This is a genomic window from Shinella sp. WSC3-e (assembly GCF_945994535.1).
GTDB classification, from domain to species: Bacteria; Pseudomonadota; Alphaproteobacteria; order Rhizobiales; family Rhizobiaceae; genus Shinella; species Shinella yambaruensis.
In genome coordinates this window covers 214,121-228,750 of the sequence record NZ_OZ000535.1, presented here as the reverse complement: position 1 = coordinate 228,750, position 14,630 = coordinate 214,121, and the positions used below count along the sequence as shown (strand labels likewise).

The 14,630-nt window shown below is 67.8% G+C and carries 12 protein-coding genes; 5 read left to right on the top strand and 7 right to left on the bottom strand.

The window, feature by feature from the left end:
- Positions 1-20: 20 nt before the first annotated feature.
- Positions 21-1,043, bottom strand: a complete 1,023-nt coding sequence (locus tag AABF56_RS33425; protein ID WP_272808934.1) for an ABC transporter substrate-binding protein — start codon at positions 1,041-1,043, stop codon at positions 21-23.
- A gap of 233 nt (positions 1,044-1,276) precedes the next feature.
- Between AABF56_RS33425 and AABF56_RS33420 the strand changes: the two genes are divergently transcribed.
- Positions 1,277-2,017 carry a response regulator gene (locus AABF56_RS33420; protein WP_272808933.1) on the top strand — a complete coding sequence of 247 codons (741 nt, stop codon included), beginning with the start codon at positions 1,277-1,279 and terminating at the stop codon, positions 2,015-2,017.
- On the top strand, positions 2,014-4,131 hold the full coding sequence (locus AABF56_RS33415) for an ATP-binding protein (RefSeq protein WP_272808932.1): 2,118 nt from the start codon (positions 2,014-2,016) through the stop codon (positions 4,129-4,131). Before AABF56_RS33420 ends, AABF56_RS33415 begins: the two co-directional genes overlap by 4 nt.
- Positions 4,132-4,364: 233 nt before the next feature.
- Here the strand turns inward: AABF56_RS33415 and AABF56_RS33410 are convergent, their stop codons facing one another.
- From AABF56_RS33410 to AABF56_RS33395, 4 genes are all read right to left on the bottom strand, one after another.
- Positions 4,365-5,396 carry an acyltransferase family protein gene (locus AABF56_RS33410; protein WP_272808931.1) on the bottom strand — a complete coding sequence of 344 codons (1,032 nt, stop codon included), beginning with the start codon at positions 5,394-5,396 and terminating at the stop codon, positions 4,365-4,367.
- Positions 5,393-6,670, bottom strand: a complete 1,278-nt coding sequence (locus tag AABF56_RS33405) for an O-antigen ligase family protein (RefSeq protein WP_272808930.1) — start codon at positions 6,668-6,670, stop codon at positions 5,393-5,395. The genes AABF56_RS33410 and AABF56_RS33405 overlap by 4 nt, the downstream gene beginning before the upstream one ends.
- 7 nt (positions 6,671-6,677) lie before the next feature.
- Positions 6,678-7,901: a polysaccharide biosynthesis/export family protein gene (locus AABF56_RS33400; RefSeq protein WP_443021282.1), complete on the bottom strand. Its 1,224-nt coding sequence runs from the start codon at positions 7,899-7,901 to the stop codon at positions 6,678-6,680.
- Positions 7,902-8,005: 104 nt separating this feature from the next.
- On the bottom strand, positions 8,006-8,683 hold the full coding sequence (locus AABF56_RS33395) for a sugar transferase (RefSeq protein WP_244768901.1): 678 nt from the start codon (positions 8,681-8,683) through the stop codon (positions 8,006-8,008).
- A 688-nt stretch (positions 8,684-9,371) separates the two neighbouring features.
- Here AABF56_RS33395 and AABF56_RS33390 point away from each other — a divergent pair.
- Together AABF56_RS33390 and AABF56_RS33385 are read left to right on the top strand one after the other, a co-directional pair.
- Positions 9,372-9,689 (top strand): exopolysaccharide production repressor protein, encoded by a 318-nt coding sequence (locus tag AABF56_RS33390; RefSeq protein WP_272808928.1) that lies wholly within the window; start codon positions 9,372-9,374, stop codon positions 9,687-9,689.
- 101 nt (positions 9,690-9,790) lie between these two features.
- Positions 9,791-10,786 carry a glycosyltransferase family 2 protein gene (locus AABF56_RS33385; RefSeq protein WP_443021276.1) on the top strand — a complete coding sequence of 332 codons (996 nt, stop codon included), beginning with the start codon at positions 9,791-9,793 and terminating at the stop codon, positions 10,784-10,786.
- A gap of 24 nt (positions 10,787-10,810) precedes the next feature.
- Here the strand turns inward: AABF56_RS33385 and AABF56_RS33380 are convergent, their stop codons facing one another.
- A complete protein-coding gene (locus AABF56_RS33380) occupies positions 10,811-11,788 on the bottom strand; it encodes a polysaccharide pyruvyl transferase family protein (RefSeq protein ID WP_272808926.1) in 978 nt (325 codons plus the stop codon).
- A 63-nt stretch (positions 11,789-11,851) separates the two neighbouring features.
- Complete coding sequence (locus AABF56_RS33375; RefSeq protein ID WP_272808925.1) at positions 11,852-12,811, bottom strand: glycosyltransferase family 2 protein; 960 nt, start codon at positions 12,809-12,811, stop codon at positions 11,852-11,854.
- 122 nt (positions 12,812-12,933) lie between these two features.
- Between AABF56_RS33375 and AABF56_RS33370 the strand changes: the two genes are divergently transcribed.
- Positions 12,934-14,406 (top strand): lipopolysaccharide biosynthesis protein, encoded by a 1,473-nt coding sequence (locus tag AABF56_RS33370; protein WP_272808924.1) that lies wholly within the window; start codon positions 12,934-12,936, stop codon positions 14,404-14,406.
- Positions 14,407-14,630 lie beyond the last annotated feature (224 nt).

The following is a 14,630-nucleotide window of genomic DNA, read 5'->3' as shown; positions in this document are numbered from 1 at the left end:
GGGTTATTTCCGGGCCTCGATCAGTTCGTCGCGGAGACCACCGCGTCGAACCGCTCGAGCAGCCGACTTCGTTCTTCCGGCGAGCCGAAGGTGGCGAAGTCGTAGTCCACCATCTTGATCAGCGAGATATCGGGGGCGGCGAGCGGCAGGCCCGCCATGGCGTTCGAAGGCACCTGGTTCTGGCCGGCCGCCGCACCCGTCGCCTGGCCCTCCGGGCTCAGCGCGAAATCGACGAAGCGCTTCGCCTCCTCGACATGGCGCGCGCCCTTGACGATGCTGACGGCGCCGATCTCGTAGCCCGTGCCCTCGCAGGGCGCGACGATGACGAGCGGGGAGCCCGCCTCCTTCTGCGTGACGGCGTCGTGCATGAAGGAGATGCCGATCAGCACCTCGCCGCGCGCCGCGGCCTTGACCGGCGCGGAGCCCGATGACGTGTAGCGCTCGATGTTGCGGTTGAGCGCGGCCAGATAGCGGAAGGCCTCCTCCTCGCCGAAAAGCTGCACCAGCGTCGCCAGTGTCGTGAACGCGGTGCCGGAGGAATTCGGATTGCCGCTCTGGATGCGGCCGCGATAGGCGATGTCCGTCAGGTCCTTCCAGCAGGTCGGCGCCGGCAGCTTCGCCGCGTGCAGCAGGTCGGCATTGTAGGCGAAGCCCAGCGCCCCGGCATAGATGCCGGCCGAGCGGCCGCCGGACATGGCGAAGAAGTTCTGCGCCCAGGGCAGCATGTCGCGCTCATGCGCCGGCTGGTAGGGTTCGAGCAGGTTCTCCGAGCCGGCCTGCAGATGCGTATCGCCCGTGCCGCCCCACCAGACATCGACGGTGGGCGCGGCCTTTTCCGCGCGGATCTGGTTGAGGATGTCGCCGGTGCTCCGGCGCGTCATCGCGATCTCAAGGCCCGTCTTCGCCTCGTAGGCCTTCTGCATGAGGGCGCACCACGCCTCGTCCACACCGCACAGGACGGTGAGCGAGGGGGCCGTCATGCCGGCCGTGGCGGTCGCCAGCCACAAGGCTACGCCCGCGCCGAAAGCGCTGATGCCTCTCACGATGTTCCTCCCATTCGGAACGCGCCGCCTGCAACGGCGGGCATCCCAATCTCCACGTTCAGGATGGCACATCCGCCGCGCACCGCAATCGAAGAATGGTTACCGTTCTTACAGCGCCGGCCTGCCCGCCCTCCCAAAGATGACAAAGGTTACAAATGTGACAAGGCCGCATAATGCGAGCCGCTTTGAACAATCATCCCGGCCTCACTATGATGGGCGCGGGAGGAAGGCATGTGCTGAACGAGAGGATACGGATTCTGATCGTCGAGGACGATCCGGACATGGCGGAGCTCATCTCCGACCTGGTGGAGGCGGAGGGCTGGATACCGGTGACCGCGGCGTCGGCGGAGGCGGCGGCGGGCGTGCTGGCGCGCGAAAGCGTGCATCTCGTGCTCGTCGACCATAACCTGCCCGGCATTTCCGGCAGGGTGTTCGCCCAGCGCCTGCGCGCGCAGACCAACATCGGCATCGTCATGGTGACGGCGGCGGGCAGCGCCGCCGACCGGGTACTGGGGCTGGAGACGGCGGCGGACGACTATGTCGTCAAGCCCTTCGAGCCGATCGAGCTGACGGCGCGCATCAAGGCCGTGCTGCGCCGCACGATTCCCTCGCTGAAGCCCGAGCGGGACAGCGAGCGCGAGCACGAACCGGCGTCCCTGAAGCTCGGCGACTGGTCGGTGGACCTTGCGAACCGCCGCGCCGTCTGCCGCACCGATCCCGGAAAGTCGCTGACCGGCGCCGAATTCGCCCTGCTCGAAATCCTCGCCGAGACGCCGAACATCCCGGTCAGCCGCGCGCATATCCTCGACCGGCTCGGCGCGGAGAGCGACCGCTACATCGACCGCAACGTCGACGTGCTGGTGCTGCGCCTGCGCCGCAAGATCGAGCGCAACCCGGACCTGCCGCGCCATATCAAGACGCGGCGCGGCAAGGGCTACGTGCTCGACACAGACGATGGCGAGCTTTCACCGTGATCAGCCGCCCCTTCCTCTCCTCGATCGCCTTCCGCCTGCCGTTTGCGATCGTCTTCATCTGCGTGCTCGTCTTCAGCCTGTCGACCATCGCCATCTACGGCCTGCAGCGGGCGCGCGAGGAGATGGCGAGCTACGGCCTGCAGGCCTTTTCGAGCCTCGCCAAGGCCTCGCTCGTCTCGCGCCAGGTTTCCGACCTCGTCTCCAGCGCCCCCTTCCTGATGAACGCCACCTCGCCCTACCGGGTCTCCAGCGAAAGCCGCTCGGTGGTCGCGCAGGTCGATGCGCTGCTGCGCACCATGGCGCCGGAAAGCGGGGCGGCGGCCGTGAAGGGTCTTGCCAGCACCCGCATCGTCGAGCTGCTGGAGACGATCCGCACGCAGACCATGATGCTTGCGGGCGATGCGGACAGCGCCCAGCAGCACAAGGCCGAGGCCGCCGCCGCGCTCGGCGAGATCGCCACGGGCAGCGGCATCGCCGACACCGATTTCCGCCGGCGGCTGAACGCCATCGTGCAGTCGGCCTCCAATTCCGACAGCCTGTTCCAGCTCGGGGAACTGCGCCGCCGCTATGTCGCCGAAACCGCGCCGCGCCTTGTGCGCGCCGCCCCAAACGGCTTTTCCGCCGCCGAGTTCGCCCCCTATGAACGCGTCTTCGAGGCGCAGACCCGCTACCTCCTCGAAATGTTCGCCATCCGCGCCGCCGTCTCGCGGCTGCATTCCGTCTCGCGCGATCTCTCGCACGCCACGGAGACCCAGAGCGAGGCGGTCGCCCGCGGCCTCAACGACGATCTCGTCTCGACATCCGATGCGCTGAGCCGGCTGCTCGTCATCGTCGCCTTCGCCGCGCTGCTCGTGCTCGTCATGGCGATCTTCTCCATCCGCTCCGTCATGCGCGTCTCGCGCGGCATCGTCGCGCTGTCGAACGGCATGAACGCGCTGGCGGAAGGGCGCAAGGACGTCGATGCCCCGCGCTACGACGGCACGGAAACCGAGCTGGTGCGGCTGCTGGAGGCCTTCCGCGCCTTCCGCGAGAGCGTCGAGCGCGTCTCGCGGCTGCGGCGCACCGCCGAGGCCGCCGCGCGCACCATCCGCTCCACCTTCCGCACCATGAACGAGGGCATCGCGCTGTTCGATCCGCGCGGCAAGCCGATCACCATGAACCGCCGCGTCATCGAGCTCGTCGGCTGGTCGGGCTCGGCGCGCAAGCTGCCGGTGCGCAAATTCGTCGCGCCGATCCCCGAGATCGACCCGATGCTGCTGCCGGCCGAAAGCGAGGCGGGCGCGCTCGGCGACCGTTCCGTGCTGCGCCATCGCTCCGCGGCGGGGCGGGTGACGGAGGTCTCGCTGTCGCGCCAGCCGGACGGCGGCATCGTGCTGCTCGCACGCGACGTCACCGATATCGACCGGCAGGAGGCGGAGGCGGCCAAGATCCAGCGCCTCGACGGCATCATGCGCATGACGCACCAGGTGAGCCACGAGGTCGGCAACATGATCGGCATCATCACCGGCAGCCTCGGCCTGCTGGAGCGCGAGACCGGCTTCAACGACCGGCAGAAGCGGCATCTCGCCCGCATCCGCAAGGCGGCAGACCGGGGCCGGTCGCTGGCCGGCAGCATGCTTTCCATCGGCAGCCAGCAGCCGATCCATCCGGGCGCGGTGGAAATCGGCGCGCTGCTGCGCGGCATGGCGGACGTGCTGGAAATCGCCGTCGGCGAGAAGTGCCGGCTCGTCTTCGACATTGCCGAAGGCCTGCCGGCGGTGCTGCTCGATGCAGCGCTGTTCGAGCAATCCATCCTCAACCTCTGCCTCAATGCCGCAGCCGCCATGCCGTCGGGCGGGACGATCCTCATCCGCTGCCTCGGCGGCGGGGCCGGCGTCGTGGTGTCGGTGGCGGACGAGGGCATCGGCATGTCGCCGGAAGCCGCCGACAAGGCCTTCGAGCCCTATTTCACCACGCGCGACGAGGAAGGCGGCGCCGGCCTCGGCCTTGCCGTGGTCTATGGCTTCGTGCGCCAGAGCGGCGGCGACGCCCGCATCCTCTCGGCACCGGGACGGGGCACGGTGGTGGAACTCACCTTTCCACCGCTCGGGCCGGAGGGCAATCGCCCGGCGTGAAGTCCCCTCCTAACCTCTGCCGGGCATTGCCTCCTTCCCCTTCTCCCCCGCGGGGAGAAGGTGGCCCGAAGGGCCGGATGAGGGGGTGGCTCGGATAGAGCCTTTGCGCCTCCGGCATCCCCCTCATCCGCCTGCCGGCACCTTCTCCCCGCGGGGGAGAAGGGGAGAACGGCAACGGTTTCCTTCCAAAGCGGGAGATGCCGACAGGCAGAACGGGCTCATGGACGGATGCGTTACCCCCCGGCGGCAACTGCCTTGCGGGCGACGTCCGGGCGGCGCTTTCCGGAAAACCCGCGCAGCAGCGGGCGCTCGATGAGCAGGTAGCCGGCAAGGCCGGCAAGGAGGCCGGCGAGGACAGAGGCGAGGAAGACGAGCGCCGGCACCAGGCCGAGCATCGTTCCCGCCTTCGCCACGACCGAGATGGCGAAGGTGTGCCAGAGATAGATCGAATAGGAGGCGTCGCCGAGGAGCGCGGGAAGCCGCAGATGCGGCACGCCGCCTTCCCGCTCCAGCGCCGCGGTGCCGTAAACGAGCATGGCCGCGAGCGGGCCGCAGGTCCATTCGTCGAAGGGCAGCCGCAGGAGGCCGATCACGGCGAAGCCGGCGAGCGACAGGACGACGAGCGCAAGGCCGAGCCTCCGGCCGCGCACCCGCCCGGCGAGCCACAGCCGGCCGATCAGCATGCCCGCCACGAATTCCAGGATGATCGGCCGCGTATAGGTGACGAAGAGCGGGTTCTCGCTCGTCACCGCGAGGCCGAGCGCCACGAGGGCGAGGAAGATGGCGGCGACGGCGGCAAGCCTCATGCGCGCGGGCAGGAGCAGGCAGGCGGCGAAGACGGCGTAGAAGAAGAGTTCGTAATTGAGCGTCCAGCCCTGGACGAGGACCGGCCAGACCTCCCCGCTGCTCGGCGAGGGCAAGGGCACGAAGAACAGCGAGGCGAGGAGGTGGCGTGCCGTCAGCACGAGATTGGGGAAGAGGCCGAGCAGCGCGCCCGCCACCATGGCGCCGGTCGCCAGCCAGTAGACGGGCACGATGCGGCGCAGGCGCTCGGCAAGGAAGCGGCCGGGCGAGACCGGCCGCCGCGCGACGATCACCCACATGATGAAGCCGCTGATGACGAAGAAGACGTCGACCCCCGCCGCGCCGATCGCCAGCGCATGGCCGCTGCGCTCGCCGGCATGGAAGAAGACGACCGCGAGCGCGGCGAGCGCCCGCAGGTACTGGATGCCGTAGAGCGTCGCCGGCCGGCTTTCCTGCGTCATGGACGGACCGTCCCTTCTGGGCGCAGCGGCAGCCTGACGCGGTAGACCGGCTGCCCCCTTCGAGCGCGGCGGGCATCGGCCAGCTTTCCGGCGGCGAAATAGAGCAGGAAGGAGCCGACGTGATACGGATTGAGGATGTCGATCTCGACGAAGGTGCGCACCGCGAGCAGCGCCGCCACGGTGAAGAGGACCAGCGCCTCCAGGTCGTGCGCCGCCGAGAGGAGCCGGCGGAGATGGCCGGCGAGCGCGGCGAGCAGCACCATCGACAGGAGCAGGCAGCCGACCAGCCCGGTCTCCACCGTCGCGGCGATGAAGGTGTTGTGGAAATGGAAGCCCGAGCGGGTGCCGATGAAGAAGGCGGCCCACAGCCGCTCGGCCTCGGCGAAACCCTGCACCCAGAAGGCCTGGTAGCCGATGCCGACGACGGGCGCGGCCATGGCCGTCTCGATACCTTGCTGCCAGAGATAGGTGCGCCCCGTCAGCGTCGCATCCTTGCCGAAGGCGCCGAGCACCAGCGCATAGCCCCCACCATAGGCACCGGCGAGAAGCACGAGGACGGCGAAGACGGCAAGCACGAGGAACAGCATCTTGCGGTGCGCCGGCGCCAGCCTTTCCAGCGCCTTCAGCCCGAGGCAGAGGCCCGCGACGGCGGCGGTCGTCAGCACCGAGGTCGCCGATTGCGAGGCTTTCAGGCAGTAGAGCGCGACGGCCACGCAGACGAGGGCGACGAGCTTCCACGCCCCGCGCTCGGCCCCGAGGAAGAGCGCGGCAAAGGCGAAGAGCACGGCGAGCGAGGCGTAGAAGCCGAGCTGGTTCTTGGAGGCGAAGGCGCCGACGAAGCTGTAGGTGCCGTCGAGCGGGTCGAGATGATAGACGCCGAAGACGAGCGAATAACACAAAACGAGCGCCGTGCCGGCAAGGCCGCCGCGCACCAGCGTGCGCGTGTCGACGACGCGCATGGCGATCAGCGCGCAGACGACATGGGAGAGATATTGCACGCCCGCGCGGGCGGTGACGCCTGGCGCCTGCGACCAGAAGACGGAGAGGCAGGCGAAGACGGCGAAGGCGAAGATCCAGCCGTAGCGCGCATAATTGCCGAGCACCCGCCGGTAATCGACGATGACCAACGGCAGCCACAGCGCATAATAGGCGAGGATCGACACCTGGCCGAAGCGGAAGGAATAGGCGAAGACGAAGAAGGACAGCGCGACGGCGGTCGCGGCATAGGCCGTGTTGGCCCCGGGGTCGATCAGGCTTGCCTTGGCGATCCGCATGGCCGGCTCACTGCGTCTTCAGGCTCAGCCCCACCTTGACGACATCGCCCGGCAGGACCGGCGTCGTCTCGGTGGCGGCGATCTCTTCGGCCTTGCCCTTCACCGTGCGCAGGATCGAATAGGCGATGTTGGCGGAGGAGAGCCCGTCCTTGAAGGCGGCCGCATCGGCCGATTGCATCAGCGCCTCCGACATCAGGCTGCGGCTCGTGCCGAGCTTCAGGGCCAGCGTGTCGAGCTCCTGCTCGGTGTTCTGCAATTCCTGGGCAAGCTGCGCGTCCCAGTCGTTCGTGAGGTTGGTCTCGTCCTGCGTGGCCTTGTTGATGTCCTGCTTGGCCTTCAGCGAGGCGGTGTCGATGTCCAGCAGGGCGGCCTGCAGGTCGGCGGTGCGCTGCTCCAGCGCCAGCCGCCGGGAGCTGATCGCAAGGCCCTTTTCGGCGAGCGTGTCGACCTTGTCGAGATCGGCCTGGACGAGTTCGAGCTGCCGCGTCTGGGTCTGCGATTTCTTGGCGAGGGCGTCGATCTCGGTGCCGAGCAGGGATTTCAGATCGGCGAGCGCCGTCAATTGCAGGCGCAGGCGCTTCTCCCGCGAGACCATCAGCGCCTTCTCGCTCTCCATCAGCGCACGCGCCTCCTCGGTATCGCCGAACTCCTTCGGCATGGCGATGCCCTTGGCGTTGTTCATCTCCGCGTGGATGCGGGCGCGGCGGACCAGCAGGCGGTTGCGCTCGGCAAGGAAGACGGCCGCCTCGCCTTCGGAGCGCAGGAAATCCCGCGTGAAGCGCTGGCCGGCATCGGCGCGGCGCAGGCCGCCGCCGAAGCTGACGGCCTTCAGCACCGTCAGTCCCGGCGCATAGGGATAGGCGCCTGGCGTCTGCACCTCGCCGGCAAGATAGACCGGCCGGTATTCGGCGATCTCCACCGAGGCGGACGGGCGGTCGCGCAGGCCGAAGAGGACCTGCATCTTCTGGCCGATCTCCTCGGCAAGCTCGCCGGTGGTGCGGCCGTCCGCCGGCAGCGGGCCGAGGAAGGGCACGGAAACCGCCCCGTCCGCCCCGACGCTGTAGTCGCCGCTGACGGCGCTCCAGTCGCGGATCGCGCCCTCGGCAGTCTGCCATTCCGCCACGCGGATGCGCAGCTTGTCCATCACCCCGAGCCGGTATTCGCCGACCTCGGCGCCCGCCGGACCGGCGATGACAAGAAAGGCAAGGCAGAGCGCCGTGCGCGCCTTCATGGGAAAAGCGGCCGCGGCGAACGCCGCGTTCGGTGTCTTCGTCTTCATGGAAACCCCTGTCTTCCGGGCGTCCCGCAGCCGGGGCCGCAGGCGCGTCTTTCGGATCAATAGCTGCCGCGCGAAAGGCAGACGGCCGGGATGGTGCGGGCGACGATCATGAGATCGCTCACCAGCGACCAGTTGCGGACATAATGCGTGTCGAAGGCGACGCGCGCCGCATAGGACACGTCGTTGCGCCCGCTGACCTGCCAGAGACCGGTGAGGCCGGGGCGGGTCTGGAGATAGTAGATGGCGGAGGCCTCGTAGAGCTCCAGCTCGTCCTCGACCACCGGGCGCGGCCCGACGAGGCTCATCTCGCCGCGCAGGATGTTGAAGAGCTGCGGCAGCTCGTCGAGGCTGAGCTTGCGCAGCACGGTGCCGACGAGGGTCACCCGCGGATCGTATTGCAGCTTGCGGGCGGTGCGCCACTCCTCATAGGCGGCCGGATTGTCCTTCAGATACTGCTGCAGGATGGCATCGCCGTTTTCCGCCATGGTGCGGAATTTCAGGCAGCGGAAGGTCGTGCCGTTATAGCCGATGCGGCGATGGCCGTAGAAGACGCTGCCGCCGTCGGAGAATTTCACCAGCGCCATGATCATCAGGAAGATGGGGCTGATGACGATGATGGCGCCGAGCGCCACCAGGATGTCGAAGCTTCGTTTCGATATTCCCCCCACCGGCGGCGCGCCGGTTGCAAACGAACTGAAATACGGCGAACTGGCCGATCGTGTCGCGGACTTCATAGAGATGGCTCCACTTGGATTTGCGATAGGGTCGGTCCCCTCGGACGCGTCCCGTCATCCAATGCGGACTGTGTGGTCACAGTTTGTTTTTTGAAATGTGAAGCCGTGGACAAGGACGATGCACTCGAATTTAAGAAATTCTTTATGTGCTAAATTGAAGTTCTGTTATGTTCATCCAGGTTCAATGGCAAGCTTTTTCGCGGCGGTAAGGCCATGGCACTTCTGCGGCTTTACCTTGAAAGTTTCAACATCACTTCTTTTGATGAATCGCAAGCCGATGAATTACGGTTCATTCCCGGAATCCTCTGCGGCAGATTGTAAAACCCGCGATAATATACATGGAAACCGCGAATTATTTTGCATCGCAATATTATTTTTGCAACGCACAGTTTCCGGCGAAGAAGCGTTGAATCGGTAATAAAATTTGATCCGCCGCGCCCTTCCTTCGCAACCCCGCGGATAGGCTGGCGGCGGGATAACCCGCATGCAGCGTGGACCATGTCCCGATTGAGGCAAGAACAAGGCAACGAATCGGGCGCTGCGGCGTTTAACGGAAGCGCAAGGTCGCCAGGCTAGGGTGGAGCCCATGCGGGCGCCTGCGCGGCTCTTGCCGTTGATTGCACCGGTGGAAACACACTATAGTGCCCCACAGCCTGCGAGGAGAAGGCGGATTCCAACGATGAAACGCGTGCCGGACAAAAAGTGGCGGGACAGCATGGCCTATGCGCCACGCTTCTTCCTGAGCATGGCCATCGCGCTCGTCGCCTTTGCCGTGGTGACCTATCTTTCCACCGGCTCGCTCGCCACCACCGCCCTCCAGACGTTCCTCTGCGCCGTCCTCATCCAGATCGGCTATTTCCTCACCACCCTCTTCCTGGTCTGGCGCGCGGCCCGGGAGCGCCGGCAGGGGATTGGCCCCGGCACGCCGGACGCCGACAAGACCCGGGATGCGGCGAAGAGCAAGGTTCCCGTTTCGATGAACGAGCCCGGCCACTCCAAGCCCTGATCGCCGCGTCCTCGCGCGGGCCGTTTTTGTGCCCTTTTCCCCTTTCATGCTGCATTGCAGCGCGGGCAGGCCCGCGCCATGGTTCAACGCGTGACGGGGGTATGCTCATGGCCCGGGAAGAAACGGTCTGCGTCATCATTGCCGCGAAGAATGCCGAGCAGACGATCGGGCGGGCCGTCGGCTCGGCCCTTGCGCAGCCGGAAGTGGCCGAGGTCGTGGTGGTGGACGACGGGTCGGACGACCGTACCATGGCGGCGGCCGCCGCCGCGAACGATGCGAGCGGCCGGCTGGAGATCCTGGGCTTCACCCGGAACCGAGGCCCCTCGGCGGCCCGCAACCGAGCGATCGCCGTATCCCGCGCGCCGCTGATCGCCATTCTCGATGCGGACGACGTCTTCTTCCCCGGCCGTTTCCGCCAGATGCTCGCCTGCCCGGACTGGGATTTCATTGCCGACAACATCGCCTTCATGGCCGAGGCCGAACCGCTCCGCCAGCCGGCGCGGTTCGCGCCGCGCCCGCGCCGGCTCGATCTCAAGGCCTTCGTGCTCGGCAACATCTCCCGCCGCGGCGCGCCGCGCGGCGAACTGGGCTTCCTGAAACCGGTCATGCGCCGCGCCTTTCTCGACGCGCACGGGCTACGCTACCGCGAGGAGATGCGGCTTGGCGAGGACTACGAGCTCTATGTGCGGGCGCTGGCGAACGGCGCGCGCTATACGGTGATCGAGAGCTGCGGCTACGGCGCCTTGGTGCGCGAGAACTCGCTCAGCGGCCGGCACCGCACGGAGGACCTGGCGGCGCTGCATGCCGCCGAACGCGCCATCCTGGCGACGGGCGGCATCCCCCCCGAGGCGCTCCCCGTCCTGCGCCGGCACTGCCGCCAGATCGGCAACCGGCATGCCCTGCGCCACTTTCTCGACCGCAAGCGGGAGAACGGCGCCGGTGCGGCCCTCTCCTACGCCTTCGGCAACCCCGCCACCCTGCCGGCCATTGCCGGCGGCATCCTGCGCGACAAGGCGGAGGCCGCCTACCGGCGCTTCCGCCCGCGGGTCCCGGCCGAGGCGGGCCTGCGCTACCTGCTGCCCGCCGAGCCGGTCTGACGGGACAGGCCGGCATCGCGGGACTTACAGGTAGTCGCGCCGCACGCCGTCCAGCACGTCGTAGAGCTGCGCCTTGCGCGCGGCAAGGCGGGTATCGGCGCTGAGCTGCGGTTCGGCGCGGCTCGCCTGCCAGAGCGCCAGCGTCGAGGGGGCGGCGAGCACCTGCTTGGCCGCGAGGCGAAGGCCCGTGCCGGATGGCGCACGGACGGCCTCGGCCACCGCGGCATCCTGTGCCGGCCCGGGCCCTGCCTGCCCGGACCCTGCCTGCCCGGGCTCCGGCCGCACGACACGGCGTCCCTCGTAGTCCACGCCCCAGAAGCGGGCGCCCTTGACGATGGCCTCGGCGCGGCTGGAGATCGGCACGCGCCGGGGCCGGTGTTCCACGCCGACCGTCGCCGCCCAGTCGCGCCATTTGAAGCTGTTGATGCTGTCCGACGTGCTGACGGCCACCCAGGGCACGCGGAAGGCGTCGGCGAGAATGGCGCCGTGCATGGATTCGGCGACGATCCGCTCGGACTGTGCGATCGCCCGGATCACGGCCTTCGCCTCGCCGCGCGGATCGATATAGTTGAGGCCCGCCGTGGCGCAGACGGCCGGCCAGAGGCCTGCCACCGCCGATTCCCAATGGGGCACGAAGCTGCAGCCATGCCGCTTCGGCAGGTTCGAAAATTCCGGCATGTCGGCCACCAGCACCGCCGGGTCGACGATGCCCAGCGTCTCCGGCACGCCGACCTTTCCCGCCGTCAGCGGCCCGCGCACTGAGCGGATGTCCCAGAGGCTTTCATCCCGCATGTCCGGCAGCACGCCGTAGCCGAAGCCGCTGCCGATGACGAGCTTTCGCCCCGCCTCGGGCAGCAGCGCCTTGTTCAGCACCGTGCCGACGCCGACGAGCAGCACGTCGGGATGGACGGTGCGAAAGCCCGGCAGCAGGAAATCCCAGAGCCAGAGATTGAGGTCGTCACCGAAATTGCCGTGCTGCGATTCCCAGTAATAGGGCTTCATGTCCACCTCCTTGGAAAAGCGGGGCGCAAGGGACCGGGCGTTCCCGCCCGGCGCGAAAAGGGTTCAGCGGGAGACCTTGCCGACGGCGAGCGCAAAGGCGCTGGCGATCAGCCGCGGATCGCGCAATGCCCAGCGGGCGAGCATGTCGAACTGCGGCAGCTTGCGCCGCTTGACGCGCCGCGCCTGGCCCCAGAGCGCCTGGCGCCGGGCCGTCTGCTTGTAGGCGCGCAGCGAGGCGACCTCCGCCGGCCGCTCGGTGAAGCGCGTCTCCAGCCGGTCGAGCGCCAGCCAGGTGTTGAACTGCTGGCGCAGGAACTGCGGGGAATCGTTGTCGACGCCGTGGAAGATATTGACCCCCTCCCCGCGCACGGCCCCCGCCTCCGCACCGAGCACGACGCGCCTTGCCGCCATCACGCAATCGCAGAAGAACAGCACGTCCTCGGCGGCAAGCCGCAGCGCCGCATCGAAGCGCACCCGCTCGATCAGCGGCCGGCCGATGACCATTGAGGAAAGGTGCAGGAAGCTCCAGTTCTTCAGCATGACCTGCGTCAGGCCGGGGATCTCGATGAGGAGCGGATCCTCCTCGAGCCGCACGACGGTCTCGCTTTCCGCAAGATCGGCGACGCCGAAATGATAGTAGAAGGCATCGCCCCCGGTGATGGAGGCGAAGTAGCAATCGGCCCCGAACCGCGTCATCGCCGCATGGGCGCGGGCAAGGTGGCCGGGGGCGAAGGTGTCGTCCGAATCAAGGAAGGCGACGAGCTCGGTTTCCCGCGCGACATGGTCGAGCCCGGTGTTGCGCGCCCCGCCCGGCCCGGCATTTTCCTGGCGCAGGATGCGCACGCGCGCCTGGTCTTCCGGTAAAAGCGCGATGATGTCGCCATCGGCCGGATACGGCGATTCGTCGTCGACGACGATGACGTCGAAGTCGTTGAAATTCTGGGCAAAAACAGACCTGAGCGCACGCCCCAGGATGCCCGGCTCCTTCTGGTAGAAGGGGATGATAACTGTCAGCTTCGCCATCTTTTCGTCCCTGTGGTTTCTCTAGAAAGAGTTTCGCATGGTCTCCTCCCACGGGGGCGCGGCCGTTTCCGGCGCAGGCATTTCGTCGTCGCCAAGGCTCCTTTTTCGAGCAGGTATCCGCCATGTCCCAGCAGGTGAACGCGAAGTCGGTGACGCGAAACGTCGGCTGGAGCGTCCTATCCAAGACAAGCACATTCGGGCTTAAATTTGTCACGGTGCCCATTCTCGCCCGGCTGCTTTCGCCCGAGGAGTTCGGCGCGGTGGCCGTTGCGCTGGCCCTCGTGCAGTTCCTGGCGATGATCGGCGGGGCGGGCCTCGCCTCGGCCCTCATCCTCGAACCGCGGGAGGACGAGGAGACCATCCACTCGGTGTTCTGGGCCAATCTGGCGCTCGCCTTCCTGATGGCGGCGGGGCTGTTTTTCTGGGCCGAGCCGCTGGCCGGCTGGCTCGGCGCGGCCGATGCCGCCCCGCTGCTCCGCCTGATGAGCCTGCTCGTTCCGCTGCAGCTGGCCGGCGACGTCGCCTATGCCCTCGTCGCCCGGCGCATGCAGTTCAGCAAGGATGCGCTGTGGAGCATGGTGTCCGAATCGCTGGCGGCGATCGCCGCGGTCGTGCTGGCGCTCGCCGGCTTCGGCGTCGTCGCGCTGGTCGTCCAGCTCTTCGTGGCGGGCGTCGTGCGGCTTGCCGGGCTGTTCTTCGTCTCGCGCTACCTGCCACGCCTTCGCTTCCGCCTTGGGGAGGTGACGCGGCTCGCGCGCTTCAGCCTCGGGCTGATGGGCTCGGAGATCGCCAATTTCGTCACCTTCCAGTCGCCGATGGTCGTCATCTCGCGCTTCCTGGGACTGGCGGAGGCGGGGGCCTATTCCGCGGCGAACCGCTTTTCCAGCATTCCCAACCAGGTGGTGCTGTCCGCCGTCATGGGCGTGCTGTTTCCCGCCTTCAGCGCGATGATGCATGATCGCGAACGCCGCTCGCAGGCGCTGATGCTCTCCACGCAGGTGACGACCCTCTTGCTCGCGCCGATGATGTTCGGCCTGTGGGCGCTCGCCGAACCCGCGATGTTCCTGCTGTTCGGCCCGCAATGGGCGGCCGCCTGGCCGGTGCTCGGCCTGCTCGCGCTGTCGAAGGGCATCCTGACGCCCTGCAGCACTTTCATCCCCTATCTGAAGGGCGCCGGCCATGGCGGCGCGCTCTTCCGCTGGGCGGTCGGCCGCGCCGTCGTCACCACCGCCGCCGTCGCCTATGGCGCCTATGAGGGCACGCTGGTCGCGGCGATGACGGCGCTCTGCATCGTCAACGCGCTCGTGCTGGTCGGTTATTCCAGGCTGGTGTTCAGCGCCGACGGCACGCCGTTCCTCTCCGGCTTCCTGCGCGCGGTGCGGCCGATGCTGATGGCCGCGCTGATGGCGCTTGCCGTGCGCTACGCCCTCGACCACGTCCTCGCCCCGCGGCTGCCCGCCACCCTGCAGCTTGCCGTCGGCATCGCGCTCGGCGGCATCCTCTACGGCGTGCTGGTCCTCCTGACGGAGCGCCCGCTGCTGCGCAAGCTCATCGAGCTCGCGCGCCGGCCCAAGGCATCGCCCGTCTTGCCCTGAGGCCGCCGCATTTCGGCCCCGTCCGGCCACAATCGCGCCGGCACCGGGCCGGTCACGCATGGTCCCCGAAAAAAACTTCACAGGTCGCTGCACCCCATAATTGCAGGCAGATCAGTATATTCGAATAGGCTTCAAAGAATTGATGCCCCGGCGCTTGGTCTTGCCGGACGGCGCCCTGAATTCCCCTTCCGCCCGCCGCGCCGAACCTGTCGTTATGCTGCAAT